The sequence below is a fragment of the Paenibacillus sp. J22R67 genome, from assembly GCF_059692175.1.
On sequence record NZ_JCAUAX010000010.1, the window covers coordinates 193,543 to 209,928 of the forward strand.

Sequence of the window (16,386 nt, forward strand, 5' to 3'; positions counted from 1 at the left end):
GGAAATTCCTCCTTTTTTCAAGCTGGAGACGGGAACATCACAAAGAATTTGACTTCTTGTCTCTATCGAAACTACAATATGTAGTGTATGAAGGAATATAAACGTAAAGGAGCTCATATCAAATGGACAATTCCACCATGCAGAGCGGATCGGATATTACTGCAATTTTGCTTTATATAGGGGCAGCCCTTTTCATTGTGGCCATCATTGGTTATGTGCTTGCCGCTAAGACGAACAAAGCGAACACGAGCAAGCTTAAAAAGGCCGAGAAACAGGCCCTCCACAAAAAGCGCAAGACCTGGCTGATTCTCTCCCATACTCTGTTGATTTTGGCCGTCTGCTCTTTGGGAACTTCTCTGATCCAGTCCTCATCCAACAAATATAGCGTAGATAAGCTTAATTATAATGCGCCCATAGAGGTCACCACGGATAAAGATTACGGGCGCGGTCACGATGAGGGTATGCTGACCTACGAGATGAAAATTCCAACTTCAGGCACGCACAGTCCGCATGACTTGAAGTTCGGCTTTTACAAGGAAAGACCGACGTATGCGATGCTTGTCCATAATTTAGAGCATGGCGATATCATTATCTATTACCATCCCGATGCGCCTCAAGAGCTCAAGGACCGTCTCGAATATTTAAGCCATTTCAAGCAAGCGGGCGCTGGTGTGCTGGCTGTACCTAATCCAGATGTGCCCAGCGATAAAGAGGTTGTCGTAACCGCCTGGACGAAGACGATGCAGCTTCCAAAGTTTGACGAAGCCAGCGTCGGCACTTTCATTTACCAGAATATTGATAAAGGTCCTGAAAAGATCCCACCTGAAGTGCGTCGCGGCGGCGGAACGATGTAAGTCAAAGGACCAATTCTCTCTACTTACGAACATTCTCGCGATCAGAGACCAAATCAGTTGGCACTAGTCCCGTTAATCTTTTAAACACACGATAAAAATAAGACGGATCATTGTAGCCGATGAAATCGGATATTTCCGTCACCGTTAATGCCGAATGCCTGAGCATGTAGACAGCCGTTTTGATCCTGGCAGCATGCACGCATTCACTGATCGTCTGGCCGGTCACTTTGCGAAAAAGGGTCGCCGCGTAGTTCGGTGATCTACTAATGCAAGTACCCAACTCCTCCTTGGTGACATGCTCCCGGTAATGGTTCTGGATATAGCTCTTCATGTGCTCGACTAGTTGCAGTGTAGCACTCGTTGCAGACTCCTGGTCCCACTCTCTATGCAAATAAACGAACAGCTCTGTTAGCAGCGCTTCACACAGCGTCTGATAATAGGGCTGTTTGTCTTGCCATTGCTGGTGGATATGGCGCAGCCGGTCGAGAATCAGTTCATACTTGCTCGTGAACCGGCTTGCGGCTCCGGACAGCTTGAAAAGCGGGAATGACGCTTGAACAGCTTCCGGATCAAATTGAACGACATATTTTTCGTGCAGCATGGTTGGAACACTTCGCCCGTAAAAGGGAATACTGCTCGGGATGAGCAGCCATTGCCCCTTCTCCAGCACTTGTTTTTTTTCCTCGATCCAATAAACGCAGCGGCCGTAAGTAACAAATACAAGCGTCCAATCCTGGCACGTCTCCTGTGATTCCCCGTACCAATTGCTGCTTTTATCATACGTGTAACTTGTTACCTTCATTTTCCACCGCCTGAATACTATATTTCATATAGCATACTATATTTCATAGAGTTTTGTCGAAAAAAGGCATATAATGAAGCCAAAATTGATTCGTCCACTACGAAAGGAAGTCCTGAACAATGCGTAAAACGAAGATTATTTGCACCATGGGACCTGCTTGCGATTCGATCCCGACTCTGAAGGAATTAATCCGCTCCGGTATGAGCGTTGCCCGACTAAATATGGCGCACGGCGATTTGGAAGAGCACCGCGGACGCATTCAGCGCGTACGTCAAGCCGCTCAGGAGTTAGGGGTTGTCGTGCCGATTCTGATGGATATCAAAGGACCGGAAATCCGCATCGGACAACTGAAAGATGCTTCTTATGATTTGAAAACCGGTGATCGCATCGTCTTGACGACAGAACAAATCATTGGCGACGGCAGCCGTGTTTCTGTGAATTACCCTGGCCTCCCGCAGGACGTTAAACCAGGCAACCTTATCCTCATCGATGACGGCTCCATTGAGCTTCGTGTTGAAGCAATCGATGGCACGGAAGTGATCTGCAGCGTCTTGAACCAAAGTGTTCTGAAGCAGCGCAAAGGTGTGAACTTGCCAGGTGTACGCACATCTCTACCGGGTGTAACAGAGCGTGACGTGATGCACATTAAATTCGGTGTCGAAGAAAATATCTCCATCGTCGCGATGTCCTTCGTACGTAACGGCAACGATGTTCAGGAAGTTCGCGGAATTCTAGAGCAGCATGGCGCAGGCCATACACCGATTATCTCAAAAATTGAGAACGAAGAAGGCATGACGAACTTCGCTTCAATTCTTGAGGCTTCTGACGGTATCATGGTTGCGCGCGGTGATCTTGGGGTAGAAATTCCTACAGAAGAAGTGCCGATCGCGCAAAAAGATATGATCCGTGCTTGTAATCTAGCCGGCAAGCCGGTTATTACAGCAACGCAAATGCTTGACTCCATGCAGCGTAACCCGCGTCCGACGCGCGCTGAAGTGAGCGATGTCGCGAACGCCGTACTTGACGGCAGTGACATGGTCATGCTTTCCGGCGAAACCGCCGCGGGTAAATATCCCGTCGAGTCCGTGACGATGATGGCGACAATTGCCGAGCGCGTTGAGCAAACAATGGAGCGCAGCTCCATGATCGACGCACAGCTGCAATCGAACAATGAAGTGACGGAAGTGCTGTGCCAAGCGGTTGTATCCTCCGCGAATAAACTGAAGGCTGCGGCGATTCTGACACCGACAGAGAGCGGCTTCACCGCACGGATGATCGCCAAGTATCGTCCGGAAGCACCGATAATCGCGGTGACTTCCAACGAGTACGCAATTAATTTGCTTAGCATGGTACAGGGTGTGATCCCGATCTATGGCGAGTTCTGCGACTCAACCGATGCGATGATTCGTTCGGCTATCACTCAGGCCGAAACGCTCGGCTATGTGAAAAAGGGCGACCTTACTGTCGTTTCCGCAGGTGTTCCTGTAGGGAAATCGGGGACTACGAACCTGTTGAAGGTTGAGCGGGTTTAAGTTGGTTTCGTTTATAGATAAAACAAATCGGACAGAGATAAAGACACCTTTCGGGTGTCTTTTCTTGCTTTTTATGCCTTAAAATATTAGCTAGAGGGCACATTAACGATAACTTTATAAGTCACTTTTAACGGGAGGTTCCATGATTATCCGACTCGGCTTCGTATCGATTGCACTCGCGATTTTTAATAATACACCTAGCTCGACGTTTACGTATAAGCTGTTCTCCCAGCGTCCGCGTGAGGAAGCCATTCAGCGTGCGATTGCTATCGGTCGCAAGAACCTCGAGGCAACGCAGCGCATCCTCTTTTACAATGCCGCTCATGGCATTCGCTTGTTTCGTCTCTCTTCGTCGCTCATTCCCTTAGCCACTCATCCAGATGTGCAAATTGACGTAGCCAGCGAATACAAAGACGAGCTCAAAAAGCTCGGCGACTTCACTCAGGCGCATGACATTCGCCTCAGCATGCATCCCAACCAGTTCACGCTGTTGAACGGGAGTGACTCGGTCGTAGCGGCTGCGATTCAAGATTTGCGGTACCATGCGGCGATTCTCGATGGGATGGGACTTGATGAATCGGCCATCATCAACATCCACGTCGGAGGCGTGTACGGTGACAAAGGAGCCGCGACGGAGCGGCTGTTCGCGAAGACACCCGAGGTGCCGGATCCTATCATGCGGCGGCTCACTTTTGAAAATGACGATAAAACCTACACGCTCGAGGAAACCCTCGCCGTGAGCCAGAAGCTCCAGCGTCCCTGCATGCTGGATTTGCATCATGATTGGTGCAACCCTTCGGGGGCCACGCCTCAGGAGCTGCTCCCGCAGATCGCGAAGACTTGGGGCGATATCCCCATGAAAATTCATGTTTCGTCTCCGAAGTCTCCAAAGGATACGAAGGAATTCCGCTCCCATGCTGACTACATCGAGCCGGAGCAGTTGGTCGCTTTTCTCAAAAGCTGCAAGGAAGCAGGACTGGGCCGCGTCGACGTCATGATTGAGGCGAAGATGAAGGATCTTTCCTTGTTCCGGCTGGCGGAACAGCTCAGCAAGATCCGTGGCATTAAGCGGATTGATGGCGGCATTTTGCAGTGGTAGAGGTGGAAGAAAAAGAGAAAGAGAAAGACGGTAGAATTAAGCGGTTCCGCTTGGTTCTGCCGTCTTTTTGTATGCTATGAAAGCTAGTTTGGCCGAGTGGAGCTAAGCTAGCAGAGAGCTGATGCTATTAGGGAGTCGGTCTACTGAGCGGCTGGACAGCTGATGAGCCGCACCACTGAACAGCCGTTCAGCTCATTAGCTGAGCAGCTGGGTTGCCGACAAATTGATTACTTGTATTAACGCCGATTACTCCTGCTATTTTCCACATTTGATCCACTTTAGCGCAAGTAGATGGAATTTCTACCGCTAATTCCTCCAAATCCACTAACTTTGCTTCAATACCTGCGATTTAGATGGAGTTTATCCAGTTATATCCTCTCTGGGACCGTCGCACCTCCAATTAACGGGAGATTTTCCAGTTATTTTGCGGGACGGGGACGAGGCGGGCGAAGTGGAGCTTCACCCTTGAAAGTTAATGGCGTGGGAGCTTGCTTTTGAAAGCTGGGCGGAAGAAGCTTCACCGCAATATCTTATCCTGCTTATCCATCCCCTTATCTCCACTAAGCTTATCCTGCTTATCCAGCGAAACCGTATGAACATGCTCCTGCATCTTCACATGCTTCAGAGCATTAATCTCTCCCCCGATAATAATAAGCAGCGCCGAAATATAGAACCAAGTCATGAGGACAATGATCCCCCCAACACTGCCATAAGTAGCACTATAATTCGTAAAGTTATTCACGTAGAAGGAGAAGCCCAGCCCAGTCCCCTGCCAGCCCAGGGAGGCGAACAAGGCACCGGGGAGCACACTTTTACACGTCAGACAGGTGTTCGGAGCTATGTAATAAATGCCTGTGAAAACAATGAACAAGATGATGAAATTCACAATCCAGCGGAGATTGTTCCATACGTTAACCTTCGTTGTCGCCAGATGAACATGCGCTTGTACCCAGTCCCCAATCCAATGGCCAAAAACGCTCAGAAGCAGCGCAGAAGCAATCACAATAAGCATGCCCAGTGTCAGCATAACGGCCAGAAAACGCGAGTGAATAAAGCTTTTGCGCTCCGGCAAGCCGTAGGCTTTGTTCACGGCTATCACGATGGCGTTCATCGCTGCGCTAGCGCTCACTAAGGCAAGGATGATCCCGAAGGACAACGTCCCTCCTCTTTTTACATCGAGCAAATTGCTTAAAGTATCCTCAAGCCAGTTGGAGACGGCGCCCGGTATGTAGTCTCTGATCAGCGTCACCACATCGTCCGATGAGAATGGCAAGTACCCAAGCAAACTCAGAATAAAGAGCAGAAACGGGAAGAGCGACAGCAGGAAATAGTAGGCACACTGTGCAGCCAGCCCCGTAGCATCGTGCTTTTGGAATTGGTGCCAGAGCAATTTCAAGTTAGATATAACCATCGGCGGAGTTATCCTTTCATTGCTCAAGAATTGTGATAAAATAGGTAGTTCAGTCCTGCAAGGAACAGGTGATTACCAATGAACTCTCTTTCTATTTACCCTACTCCAATAAGCTCTAAACCAGCCACTGAGCAAAAGGTTCCGCATGCGCAGATGGCACGGTTAACGAATAGCTCGGATTTTGTACCCGACGAGGATCAGGATGCTTATTTTTTCCGCGATTTGGAACGCCACCGCATTTTGTTGAATCAAGCGCAGGTACAGGCTGTGCGCCATTTCAAAGGCCCTCTTCTCACGTTAGCGGGAGCAGGTTCTGGGAAAACAACGGTGCTGGTATGCCGAGTCGCTTATTTGCTGCGCGTTCACCGAGTACACCCGTCGAATGTGCTGCTGATTACTTTTTCGAAAAAAGCCGCTGAAGAAATGCGGGAGCGCCTCGCCTCCCTCCCAGGTATAGATACAAGTATCACCCACTCGATGCAAGTCAGAACGTTCCATGCCTTCTGTCTGCGCTTGCTGCGGATGAACGGGTTCAATCAGGAGATTCTGAGCGACGGCCGCTATCAACAGATTGTTTTCAAACGTATCATGCTGAGCATGGGCCTTCAGGATACCTACCAGCCCGAGGTGCTTATCTCCATTCTTTCCTCCTATAAAATGCAGCTAATCGACGTCAGTGACCTTCCCGAAGATACGGAAGAAGATCAGGAGATGAAGCGAATTTTTCTGCAATATGAGCAGTGGAAAATGGAGCAGATGAAGATCGACTTTGACGATATTTTGATCCTTGCCTACCAACTGCTGAAAGACAATGGTGCTATCCTGCGCTCACTGGAGCGAAAATTTTCTTACATCAGCGTCGATGAATTTCAGGATACGAACACCGTGCAGTATGAGATTATTAAAATGATAGCTCGAAATCATCAAAATTTGATGGTCGTCGGTGATGATGACCAGACCATTTATTCGTTTAACGGGGCTCGGAATGAATTTATTTTACAATTTCATGAGCAGTATCCCGCAGCGACGACGGTCACGCTTGATATTAACTATCGATCCACCTCAAGCATCGTTGGGCTAGGTAATGCCATCATTAAGCATAACGTCCAGCGCAAAAACAAGACGCTGCTCGCCACCAAGCAAAGTGATACGAAACCGCTGTATGTAAGGCCTGCCAGCAGCGACGACGAGGCGGATTGGTTAATCAACGATATTCGGGTCAAAGTCGCCGAAGGTGGCTGTGCGTTTGGGGATTTTGCCATTCTGTACCGGACCCAAAGCAACAGCAGGGCTATTATTGAGCAGTTGATCCTGCATAATTTACCTTTTGTCGACTACGGCAGCAGTGATTCCTTCTATGAACAGTGGATGGTAAAGCCGATTATCGATCATCTTCGGATTGCTCATGAGCGCCGCAATTTCGAAGCGATAGAGGGTGTCCTACCTTCATTATATATAGGGCGTGACCAAGGCATGCGGATTATTCAAGAACAGGAGGCGATTCAGGCTAAAAAGTGGCCGCTGATCCACCTCTTGGGCTTGCCGCAGCTGAAGGATTTTCAGAAAGAAAAGCTCAAAAGCCGCATCCGTCTCATTAAAACGCTCGCTGAAATGAAGCCGCTGGAAGCCATCCAAGCGATTCGTAAAGATTTCTACGATGCGTTCTTGGAGACGAATAAGCGCAGCAAGCTTACGCATCACCGGGAAATGCTGAAGGAGACGCTGGATGAACTAGAGTCCTCTGCCAAGCGTTTTGATTCGGTGGAGCAGTTCCTTTATTTTATCCATGAAGTCGCAATAAAACGCACCGAAATGAGCGCACTGCAAAAAGGCCATGCTGCGAACCGAATTTCGCTGATGACAATTCACAAATCGAAAGGCCTCGAGTTCAAGGTGGTCTACTTGCTCTGTGCGATTGAGGGCAACATGCCGCATAGTTCGGCACTCGAGGCGAATCAGCTGAACGATGTTCAGCTGGCCGGTGTCACCGCGCGCGACAAAACCGCCGCCGCGCTAGAGGAAGAACGGCGACTCGCCTACGTCGCCGTCACGCGCGCCAAGGCCGAGCTGCTGATCAGCTCGCCGGCGTATTATCGCGGGAAGAAGGCTGAGCCTTCCCGCTTCCTGCTGTCCGCGTTCCCTGGCGCGGACGTGACCGACAGCCGCAAGCCTGCGGCGGCTGTTACGAAGCCAGCCGCGCCGCGGACGGCTGCTGCTGCTGTGAAGCCCGCGCCGACGGAGTTGGTCGCGGCGTGGGTTTGCGGCCAGGCCGGCTGCAAGGCCTGGTCGCGCATTTCTTCGCCGCAGGAATCGCAGCGAACGGCGAAGGCGTGCCCCTTGTGCGGCGGGGCCATGGTCAAGGGCAATAGGCTCGTCCCGCTCGCCCGCAAGTAGTATGATTTGCTCCCAGCTTGGTTAGAATACATCCGTATCTGACCAGTTGGAGGGGATCATTTTGATCAAAAGATTCAATCGCTTAGCCATTGAACTGCCGCAGCCGACAACCGCCGACCCGAACGCAGCAGCCGCTGTCCAGGAGCTGCTTGGCGGTAAATTCGGCGAAATGTCCACGCTGAACAATTACATGTTTCAATCGTTTAATTTCAAGAACAAGACGAAATTGAAGCCTTTTTATGACCTTATTTCTAGCATTACAGCGGAGGAATTCGGCCATGTTGAGCTCGTTTCACACACGATTAACTTGTGCTTGGCTGGTGCAACGAAACCCGGCGACCCTGATTCAACACCTTTGGCAGCTGCCAAGGATGTGCGTAATACGCAGCATTTCATCTTTGCCGGTCAAAATGCGCTCCCGGTGGACTCCATGGGCAAAGCTTGGACCGGGGAGAATGTGTTCAACAGCGGCAATCTCATCTTAGATTTGCTGCATAACTTCTTCTTGGAGTGCGGAGCCCGCACACACAAGATGCGCGTCTACGAAATGACCAGTCACCCCGTTGCCCGCGCTATGATCGGTTACTTGCTGGTTCGAGGAGGCGTTCATGTGGTAGCTTACGCCAAAGCACTTGAGGTGGCTACCGGCGCTGACGTGACCAAGCTCATACCCATTCCGAGTCTGGATAACAGAGCCTTCAATGAGACTCGCAAGTATGAGGAAAAAGGGGTACACCGGGTCTTGTACCGTTTCAGCGATGAGGACTACCGGGACCTGGAGCAGATCTGGAAAGGCGTCCATCCCGAGGATGGCGGCGAATTGATCGTCAAGGAAGGCATCCCGGAAGGCGGTCCGATTCCAGAATACGCCGATACGCCGGAAGAATTCGCCCCTGGCATATTCCCTGAGGATTTCATGAAAATTGCCGCTAGACTCCAGCAGTCTGCCGGTATTCACGTATAAACAAAAAAGGACAAAGCAGGAATGACCTGCTTCGTCCTTTTTTCATATTTATTTATACAAGCTCTTTCAATGCTTCAAGTGCCGCGTCATAATTCGGATGCTCTTTCATTTCGCTCAAATATTCAACATAACGAACGGTATTGTCAGCATCTACAAGGAAAATAGCTCGTTGATCCAGCTGAATTTCTTTAATCAATACGCCATACGCTTGGCCGAAGTTACGATGTTTGTAGTCAGAAAGTGTAATGACTTTATCAATACCAGCAGCCCCACAGAAACGACTTTGTGCAAAAGGAAGATCCACCGAAATCGTCAGGATAACAACGTTATCCCCAAGTTTATCTGCTTCCACATTAAATCGGCGCGTTTGCGCATCACAAGTTGCTGTGTCAACGGAAGGAACAACGGAAATCAGCTTAATTTTGCCTGCATAATCGGACAGACTCACTTCAGTCATAAGATCTTTATTCACCTTGAAATCAGGCGCTTGATCGCCAACTTTAATTTCTGGGCCAAGCAGGGTTACTGGATTTCCCCCAACTGTTGCTACTCCTGTGCGCTCTTGTACTTGTGTCATTGTAGTGCCTCCTGAATAATTTAGTAGTTTGGTAGTCTATATGTGTTGATGCTGGAAAAAGGTTATTAAGCTTGCTCGATGACAGCTTTAAGTTTCTCTTTGGGTTGCACGCCTACTAGCTGATCCACGACTTGCCCGTCTTTGAAAACTAGCAAAGTCGGAATGCTCATAACGTTATATTTAGCAGCGGACTCCGGATTGTCGTCCACGTTGATTTTTACGATTTTGGCTTTGTCGCTAACCTCATTAGAGAGTTCATCCAGGATCGGAGCGATCATTTTACAAGGGCCGCACCATGGGGCCCAGAAGTCGACGAGTACAGTTCCACTACTTGTTTCACTTTGAAATGTTGCATCGGAAATTTGGTTAACTGACATGAGTAATTCCTCCTAGAATTTAAGTTTATTTAATAGTTATTTCATGTTATCTGACTGTTATTTGGTTGTTATTCAGGTGTTATTTGCTAGTTACAAGCGCAGTAAGTTCTGAAATATACCGCTCAGCATCTAGTGCCGCCATAGCACCGCTTCCTGCTGATGTGATGGCTTGTCGGTAAATGTGATCCTGTACGTCACCGCAGGCGAATACGCCTGGTACTCCTGTTTTGGACGTTCCCGGAATGACCTGCAGGTAACCGAGTTCATCGGTTGGCAGTTGCCCGCCTAAGAAACCTGTATTCGGCGTATGTCCGATAGCAAGGAAAATGCCATCTGCCTCAAGAAACTCTTCCTCGCCAGTCTCGTTGTTGCGTACTTTGAGCCCTTTTACACCGAGCGGTCCAGCCTCAACTTCCAGCGGCGTGCGGTTCAAGCTCCAAGCCACTTTGTCATTGCCACGGGCGTGATCTTGCATGATTTTCGATGCTTTCAGGTCATCACGACGATGCACCACTCGTACTTCAGAAGCGAACCTAGTCAAAAATTGTGCCTCTTCCATCGCGGTATCCCCGCCGCCAATCACGATAATTTTCTTATTCCTGAAGAAAAATCCGTCACAAGTTGCACATGTGCTGACGCCTTTTCCGATATTCTCAGACTCCCCAGGGATACCTAGCTTTTTAGCCGAAGCGCCTGTGGAAATAACGATGGAGTCCGCGGTCAACTGACCCCCGCCTTCCAAGAATAAAGTGAATGGTCGTTTCGACATATCCACTTCCGTCACACGCCCCGACTGGATTTTGGCGCCGAAGCGTAGCGCCTGCTTCCTCATGTTGTCCATAAGTTCAGGGCCCATAATCCCGTCCGGGAAGCCTGGAAAGTTATCCACTTCTGTTGTTGTGGTTAATTGGCCGCCAGGCTGTATGCCTTCGATGACAAGAGGCTCGATGCTCGCTCTAGCTAAATATATGGCAGCCGTTAATCCGGCTGGTCCCGTTCCGATAATGATCGCTTTATGATGCATATGAATGCCTCCTTATTGATCGTTGTTTCGTTGTTTGTTGGATTTTAAAAGGTTAAGTTGCTTTGTTTATTTCTTGTTTCTCGCCACTGTTTTGTTAACAAATTAATTTGATGCAAACCTTATGAATGAATCATACCAATTCCATTTAACTTTGTCAACAATTAAATTGCATACAAGTTAAAATGAAGCACTAGTCCCTAGCACTAACCCTACTGCTTCCATAATCCGGCTAAGCCTTCATGAAACTTTCAGTTAGACTTCATATAGGCTTCAGATTCCATAGGCATAATAAGAGCATGTCATCCAGAGACTCACAATTGAAGGGAGCAAATATGAATAATAAACAGCTACGGTCAAATCCCACATGGAAATGGGTATCAGCTATCCTGCTGATCTGCCTTATCGCATATATTGCCTTCTACCCACCGACTAAGCAAACAGCGAATATTGCGGGTGCTGTCGAACCCGTTGCCAAAGTCAATGGTGTCAGCATCAACTCTGACCAGTTATATCAAGCCATGCTAGCTAGCGGTGGTGCGCAGACCCTTGATTCCATGATCTCGGAGGAGCTCATTAATCAGGAGGGTCAAAAAGCAGGCGTTACCGTCACTGATGAAGATATTGAGAAAGAAATTGCCAATGTAAAAGGCTCCTATGGCTCTGACGCAGAGTTCGAGCAAGCACTCACTTCTTACGGTATGACCCTAGACGATCTCAAGAAAAGCATGAAATCACAAGTCCTATTGAAAAAGATATTAACACCACAAATCACGATTACAGACGATGAGATCAAAAAATATTACGATGAAAACCTCGAAACCTTGAAGGTTCCGGAGCAAGTTCAGGCCTCCCACATCTCCGTCGCGACGAAAGAAGAGGCAGATGCGATTGTGGCCGATTTGAAAAATGGCGCAGATTTTGCCGCGTTAGCTAAAAGCAAATCTTTAGACACGGCTACCAAAGATAATGCTGGTTCTCTTGGTTTTATCGCTAGCGGCAGCATGGACGAGGCTTTCGACACCGCGGCTTTTGCTCTAAAAGCGGGCGAAACCAGTGGCGCTGTTAAGACAAGCACTGGTTACGACATCATTAAAGTAACGGATCGCAAAGCAGCCTCCACACCGACGATGGAGGAGAAAAAAGAGGACATTAAGTCATCGATCACCACACAGAAGCTGGCTTCTCTCTCGACAACATGGCTGGAGGATAAGAAATCCCAGTCGACGGTTGAGAACTATTTGAGCAAGGCTCCGGGAGCTTAAAGTAAGGCATCAGCTGCAAATTCTACCGCTAATCAAAACAAAAAAGGATGCCCCTACCCCAGGGCATCCTTTTTCTATTACGGTGTACGAGTTCTCATCTCGTCCAGACTCTTGAACTGATAGCCCTGACTTCTGGCGTCGTCAATGATTTTGGCGAGAGCCTCCGTGTTGTCTTTGGATACGGAATGCAGCAAAATCACCGCGCCTGGGTGCAGCTGCGCCATCACATTCCTGTACGCATACTCCCAGCCCCTCTGCTGCTTGGGCTCCCAGTCACGGTACGCAATGGACCAGAACACGTTCGTGTAGCCAAGCTGCTGGCTGACAGCTAGCGACTGGCCGCTAAAGATGCCCCGCGGCGTGCGCAAATAATGCATCTCCTTCTGCCCAGTGACGGCGCTAACGCCATCTCTCACTTGATCGAGCTCTTTCTTGATGCGCTCAGCCGAGATTTGACTCATATCCGGATGGCTCCAAGAATGATTGCCAATCAGATGGCCCTCTTGCGCCATGCGCTTAAGGAGTTCCGGCTCTGTTTTGATATAATGGCCCGTCACAAAAAAGATGGCTGGCACTTGCTTTTCTTTCAGCACATCCAAAATTTTGCCGGTATACCCCTGCTCATACCCATTATCAAACGTCAGGAACAATTCTTTGACCGCTAGATCGCCTGTAAAAATAGCCCCATGCTGCTTCAACAGATTCTTGAAGCCTTCTTCATCAATGGAAGGACGCTGTCCGTTGGCGCTTTTTTTGAAGCCGAAATGGTAAGACCCGTCAGCGGATACGAGCGTGGCCTGTCCAAGCAGCATCGCAATCACGACGGTAAGGATACGGATGTATTTCACGGGTGCAGATTCACTCCTTGCCTTCTGTGGTTGAGTTAAGCCTTCATAGACTGTTACTAATATTCCACAGGAAAGGCTAGAGTAGGCGTGCTTCTAGCAGGGTAATATTGGATGTTGGACACCGCCGGGCTAATCGTATCAATCGATTACTTTTCCGAAAATCTCCACGATATCGGCGCGGAACGAATGCCCTACCAGCTTCTGAATTTCTGCATAAGCCTCCCACTGGGACATTTCCTGCCTGTAAGAACGCGGCGTCGTTAGCGCCAAGAATACTTCCACTAATCCAAGCATCTGCGACAGCAACGGGATCTGATCTCCTGCAAGCCGATACGGGTAGCCGGTGCCGTCTACTTTTTCATGATGATACAGGAATGCCTTCTCCACCTCTTTAAAATCCGGGATGCCTTCACATAATTCCTTGGCCATATAGCAGTGTTCCTGAACGACTTCGTATTCGAATTCAGACAGCTTGCCTTCCTTTTCGAACATATAATCCGGCAGCTTGACCCTGCTGACAAAATGCAGAAGCGACAACAGATCAATCTCCCACTCCTGCACGCGTAATCCACCATAAGCCTTCACAAGCGATTTGAGCAGCTTGCTCATCTCTCCAATTTCTTTCCGCGACGTTTGGGTTTTCCGCTCTCCAACGGGAATAAAACTTTGCAGAAGATTAATCACTTGCTGTTTCTGCTGCTGAAATGCCAAAGCTTCAACACGCTTTTTATACTGTTTACGTGAAATAAGGATGATACCGCCAAGAATCGTACTTCCTAATGTATAAACACCTCTGGTTATTGCCGCAATCATTGGCGAGATGTCCCCGACTATAACAGAAGTAGGCCCGAATATAGAGAGGAGCACGACGTACATCATAACAATGAGACAGCCGTATACATATATTTTGGAATCGACCAGCAAACTAAGGAGAATGGGGCAAAAGGCAATCGCCACCCACATGTGCCACAAAGACAAAGGGTTGTACAGGGTAGTCACAACAACAACAACAAAGATAATGACCGGAGATATGAGCTTCGTATACACATTTTCTTTGGGCAGGTTCTTCTGAATCACGAGAATTCCCCAAGCGAAAAGCGACACGGTAAGCGAAGTTACCATATATAGATATGATTCTGAGTCTCTGCTAACCAGCCAATAGAATATTCCACTAATCGTGCATACCGAAGCCATACTGGCGATTATGAACATCATCAGTTGATCGATGGGCTGATTCTCGAGGCGCTGCAAGTTCATATGAGTGAACTCCTTTGGGAGGCGGGATAGGTTCCGTACTCTTTGCTTTGGAAATAAGATATTCCTTTCATGACCTCATCAATGGTGGACAATATAACCTCAGGGCTCGTATCTTTCATTAAATAACCATCCACACCTGCTTGAAAAGCACGATAAATATCTTCACTTTCATCAAATGCGGTTAGGATAATGATTTTCATCTGCGGATATATGTTTTTAAGCGACTTTGCCCCTTCGATGATCGGTATGCCGGGCATCTTGAGATCTGTCAGCAGTAAATCCGGCACTAAAGATAGGGACTGCTCAATCGCTTCATTCCCATTGGTGGCCACGCCTGTTACTGCATAAGCGCCACAGCTATCAAGCAGGATTTGAAGACCTGCCCTTACAATCGAGCTGTCATCAGCAATAATGACCTTATACATAAGCTGTACTCCTTTCGCGTGGTATAAATGCGGTAATTGTAGTTCCCGCGGCCTCCTCAGATTGGAATGAGATTGTACCGTTCAAAGCTCTAATTCGGCCCTCCATGCCGCCTAATCCAAACCTTCCTTCTTGATGCCTATCAACGGTCTTCATTCCGATTCCGTCATCCTTAATCCTAACCATCCATTGTACACTCGTTACTTCAATTGTCACGTGAAGATGCTTGGCTTTCGCGTGTTTGATGACGTTGTTAGCCGCTTCCTCCACCAAATGATAGATCGCGCCTTCGATATCCACCTGTTCCTGCGAAACCCAACCGATATGTTCAAAAATCGGCTTCACTCCTGTGTTTTCTGTAATACGATGCAGTAGTTTATCAATGGCATAATGGAGATTAACCGTTCTCTTCTCATCTTTAAGTTCAATAATGAATTGGCGAATATTGCGGTGGCTTTCTTTCACCTTTTTCTCGATCTCAGTTACATAAGGGAGCATTTCTTCGCGCGCATGTACCGGTAGTGCATTTTTCAACTGAAACAGCTGTATCGAGATGAAAAACAACTCTTGCGTGATGCCGTCATGGATGTTCTGGGCAATCGTACCGCGCTCAATCGCGACCGCTGCCTCTTCTGCTTCTAGCAGTTCCCCATCGCTGAAATGAATAGCTTCCAACCTCATAAGAATGCATTGGATATATATTTTGTGCAGGATAGATAATTCATTTTTCTCCGCCTTCACCAACAGCCAACCATAAGACTCCCCGCTGCGGTCGAGCAGTGTCTGGATGTACAGCGACTCTAGTTCCCCTGTTGGTGATGGCAATTTGGCGTACATCCTCTGACCGTTCAGAGATACATTTTGCTTCATGTAGTTTGTGAAATAAGTATGCTTCCAACTATGTACTTTCTCGTTCTGTCTATCGCTTTCCATACAGAGAATGACTTCGCGCTCGTCCAAAATCTTCTTAAGCAGCCCTTCTAAATAAGGAATACTCCCTTGGTTCCTCGGCTGCCGCGCCATAAAACGAGACGAATAAATCATCACCAGCTTGCGGTATTGTTTACGCACTACTTGTATAGTGTAGTGGGCAAAACTTATCAAACAGAAGTACCCGAGCACAATAAAGCTGTAATCAAAATGGTTCAGGAGATACATATACGCGGCACGATCAGAAGTCGCTGCAAAGATCATCGGGAGGAACAGCGCATAACAGAACGAGAATGAGTAATACCTTCTCCATGTCACAAACCGCTTAAGCATCAATAACCCAGTAAAACAGTAGATTAGGAATGGAGAGGACAACCCCCCTGTTAACCAAAGCAAATAAACCCCGAAACCAATATCAACAGCAGATGCTGCTATTGCCGCGTTTTTACCCATTTTAAACAGATATAACAGGCTGTAAGCCGTGTGAAAAAGGACCGCAGCTAACAACAAGCCCGGAGTTACGTTGCCCGATTTGGTATAGATCAGGAGACCCATCAACAGCAGCACCCATCTGCCTCCAAAAAATACATACAAACCCGATTTGTTCGATAAACTCATGCTGAAATACCCCT

15 protein-coding genes are annotated in these 16,386 nt (G+C 48.3%); 6 read left to right on the forward strand and 9 right to left on the reverse strand.

The window, feature by feature from the left end; all coding sequences use genetic code 11:
* Positions 1–122: 122 nt before the first annotated feature.
* Positions 123–854 (forward strand): DUF3105 domain-containing protein, encoded by a 732-nt coding sequence (locus AC58VC_RS29670; RefSeq protein WP_497374176.1) that lies wholly within the window; start codon positions 123–125, stop codon positions 852–854.
* Positions 855–873: 19 nt separating this feature from the next.
* On the opposite strand, the gene AC58VC_RS29675 is transcribed toward AC58VC_RS29670, so the two are convergent.
* Positions 874–1,656, reverse strand: a complete 783-nt coding sequence (locus AC58VC_RS29675) for an AraC family transcriptional regulator (protein ID WP_497374178.1) — start codon at positions 1,654–1,656, stop codon at positions 874–876.
* Positions 1,657–1,775: 119 nt separating this feature from the next.
* Between AC58VC_RS29675 and pyk the strand changes: the two genes are divergently transcribed.
* Positions 1,776–3,188, forward strand: a complete 1,413-nt coding sequence (gene pyk / locus AC58VC_RS29680; protein WP_497374180.1) for a pyruvate kinase — start codon at positions 1,776–1,778, stop codon at positions 3,186–3,188.
* Between the two features lie 142 nt (positions 3,189–3,330).
* Positions 3,331–4,287, forward strand: coding sequence for a UV DNA damage repair endonuclease UvsE (gene uvsE / locus AC58VC_RS29685; protein ID WP_497374182.1), 957 nt, complete (start codon positions 3,331–3,333; stop codon positions 4,285–4,287).
* A gap of 517 nt (positions 4,288–4,804) precedes the next feature.
* Here uvsE and AC58VC_RS29690 read toward each other — a convergent pair.
* A complete protein-coding gene (locus AC58VC_RS29690; RefSeq protein WP_497374184.1) occupies positions 4,805–5,698 on the reverse strand; it encodes a YihY/virulence factor BrkB family protein in 894 nt (297 codons plus the stop codon).
* Between the two features lie 153 nt (positions 5,699–5,851).
* On the opposite strand from AC58VC_RS29690, the gene AC58VC_RS29695 reads away from it, so the two are divergent.
* Positions 5,852–8,092, forward strand: coding sequence for a UvrD-helicase domain-containing protein (locus AC58VC_RS29695; RefSeq protein ID WP_497374186.1), 2,241 nt, complete (start codon positions 5,852–5,854; stop codon positions 8,090–8,092).
* Positions 8,093–8,153: 61 nt separating this feature from the next.
* Positions 8,154–9,056: a manganese catalase family protein gene (locus tag AC58VC_RS29700; RefSeq protein ID WP_497374188.1), complete on the forward strand. Its 903-nt coding sequence runs from the start codon at positions 8,154–8,156 to the stop codon at positions 9,054–9,056.
* A 52-nt stretch (positions 9,057–9,108) separates the two neighbouring features.
* On the opposite strand, the gene tpx is transcribed toward AC58VC_RS29700, so the two are convergent.
* From tpx to trxB, 3 genes are all read right to left on the reverse strand, one after another.
* A complete protein-coding gene (gene tpx, locus AC58VC_RS29705; RefSeq protein ID WP_497374190.1) occupies positions 9,109–9,633 on the reverse strand; it encodes a thiol peroxidase in 525 nt (174 codons plus the stop codon).
* A gap of 65 nt (positions 9,634–9,698) precedes the next feature.
* Positions 9,699–10,010, reverse strand: coding sequence for a thioredoxin (gene trxA, locus AC58VC_RS29710; RefSeq protein WP_497374192.1), 312 nt, complete (start codon positions 10,008–10,010; stop codon positions 9,699–9,701).
* A gap of 79 nt (positions 10,011–10,089) precedes the next feature.
* Positions 10,090–11,034 (reverse strand): thioredoxin-disulfide reductase, encoded by a 945-nt coding sequence (gene trxB / locus AC58VC_RS29715; RefSeq protein ID WP_497374194.1) that lies wholly within the window; start codon positions 11,032–11,034, stop codon positions 10,090–10,092.
* A 332-nt stretch (positions 11,035–11,366) separates the two neighbouring features.
* On the opposite strand from trxB, the gene AC58VC_RS29720 reads away from it, so the two are divergent.
* Positions 11,367–12,296 carry a peptidyl-prolyl cis-trans isomerase gene (locus AC58VC_RS29720; protein ID WP_497374195.1) on the forward strand — a complete coding sequence of 310 codons (930 nt, stop codon included), beginning with the start codon at positions 11,367–11,369 and terminating at the stop codon, positions 12,294–12,296.
* 77 nt (positions 12,297–12,373) lie between these two features.
* Here the strand turns inward: AC58VC_RS29720 and pdaA are convergent, their stop codons facing one another.
* The 4 genes from pdaA to AC58VC_RS29740 form a co-directional block, all read right to left on the reverse strand.
* Positions 12,374–13,108, reverse strand: a complete 735-nt coding sequence (gene pdaA, locus AC58VC_RS29725; protein WP_497374332.1) for a delta-lactam-biosynthetic de-N-acetylase — start codon at positions 13,106–13,108, stop codon at positions 12,374–12,376.
* Between the two features lie 174 nt (positions 13,109–13,282).
* A complete protein-coding gene (locus tag AC58VC_RS29730; protein WP_497374197.1) occupies positions 13,283–14,401 on the reverse strand; it encodes an HD-GYP domain-containing protein in 1,119 nt (372 codons plus the stop codon).
* Positions 14,398–14,826, reverse strand: a complete 429-nt coding sequence (locus AC58VC_RS29735) for a response regulator (RefSeq protein ID WP_497374199.1) — start codon at positions 14,824–14,826, stop codon at positions 14,398–14,400. The genes AC58VC_RS29730 and AC58VC_RS29735 overlap by 4 nt, the downstream gene beginning before the upstream one ends.
* The gene (locus AC58VC_RS29740; RefSeq protein WP_497374201.1) at positions 14,819–16,372 is read right to left on the reverse strand and encodes a sensor histidine kinase; all 1,554 of its coding nucleotides are present in this window, start codon (positions 16,370–16,372) and stop codon (positions 14,819–14,821) included. The genes AC58VC_RS29735 and AC58VC_RS29740 overlap by 8 nt, the downstream gene beginning before the upstream one ends.
* Positions 16,373–16,386: the final 14 nt, after the last annotated feature.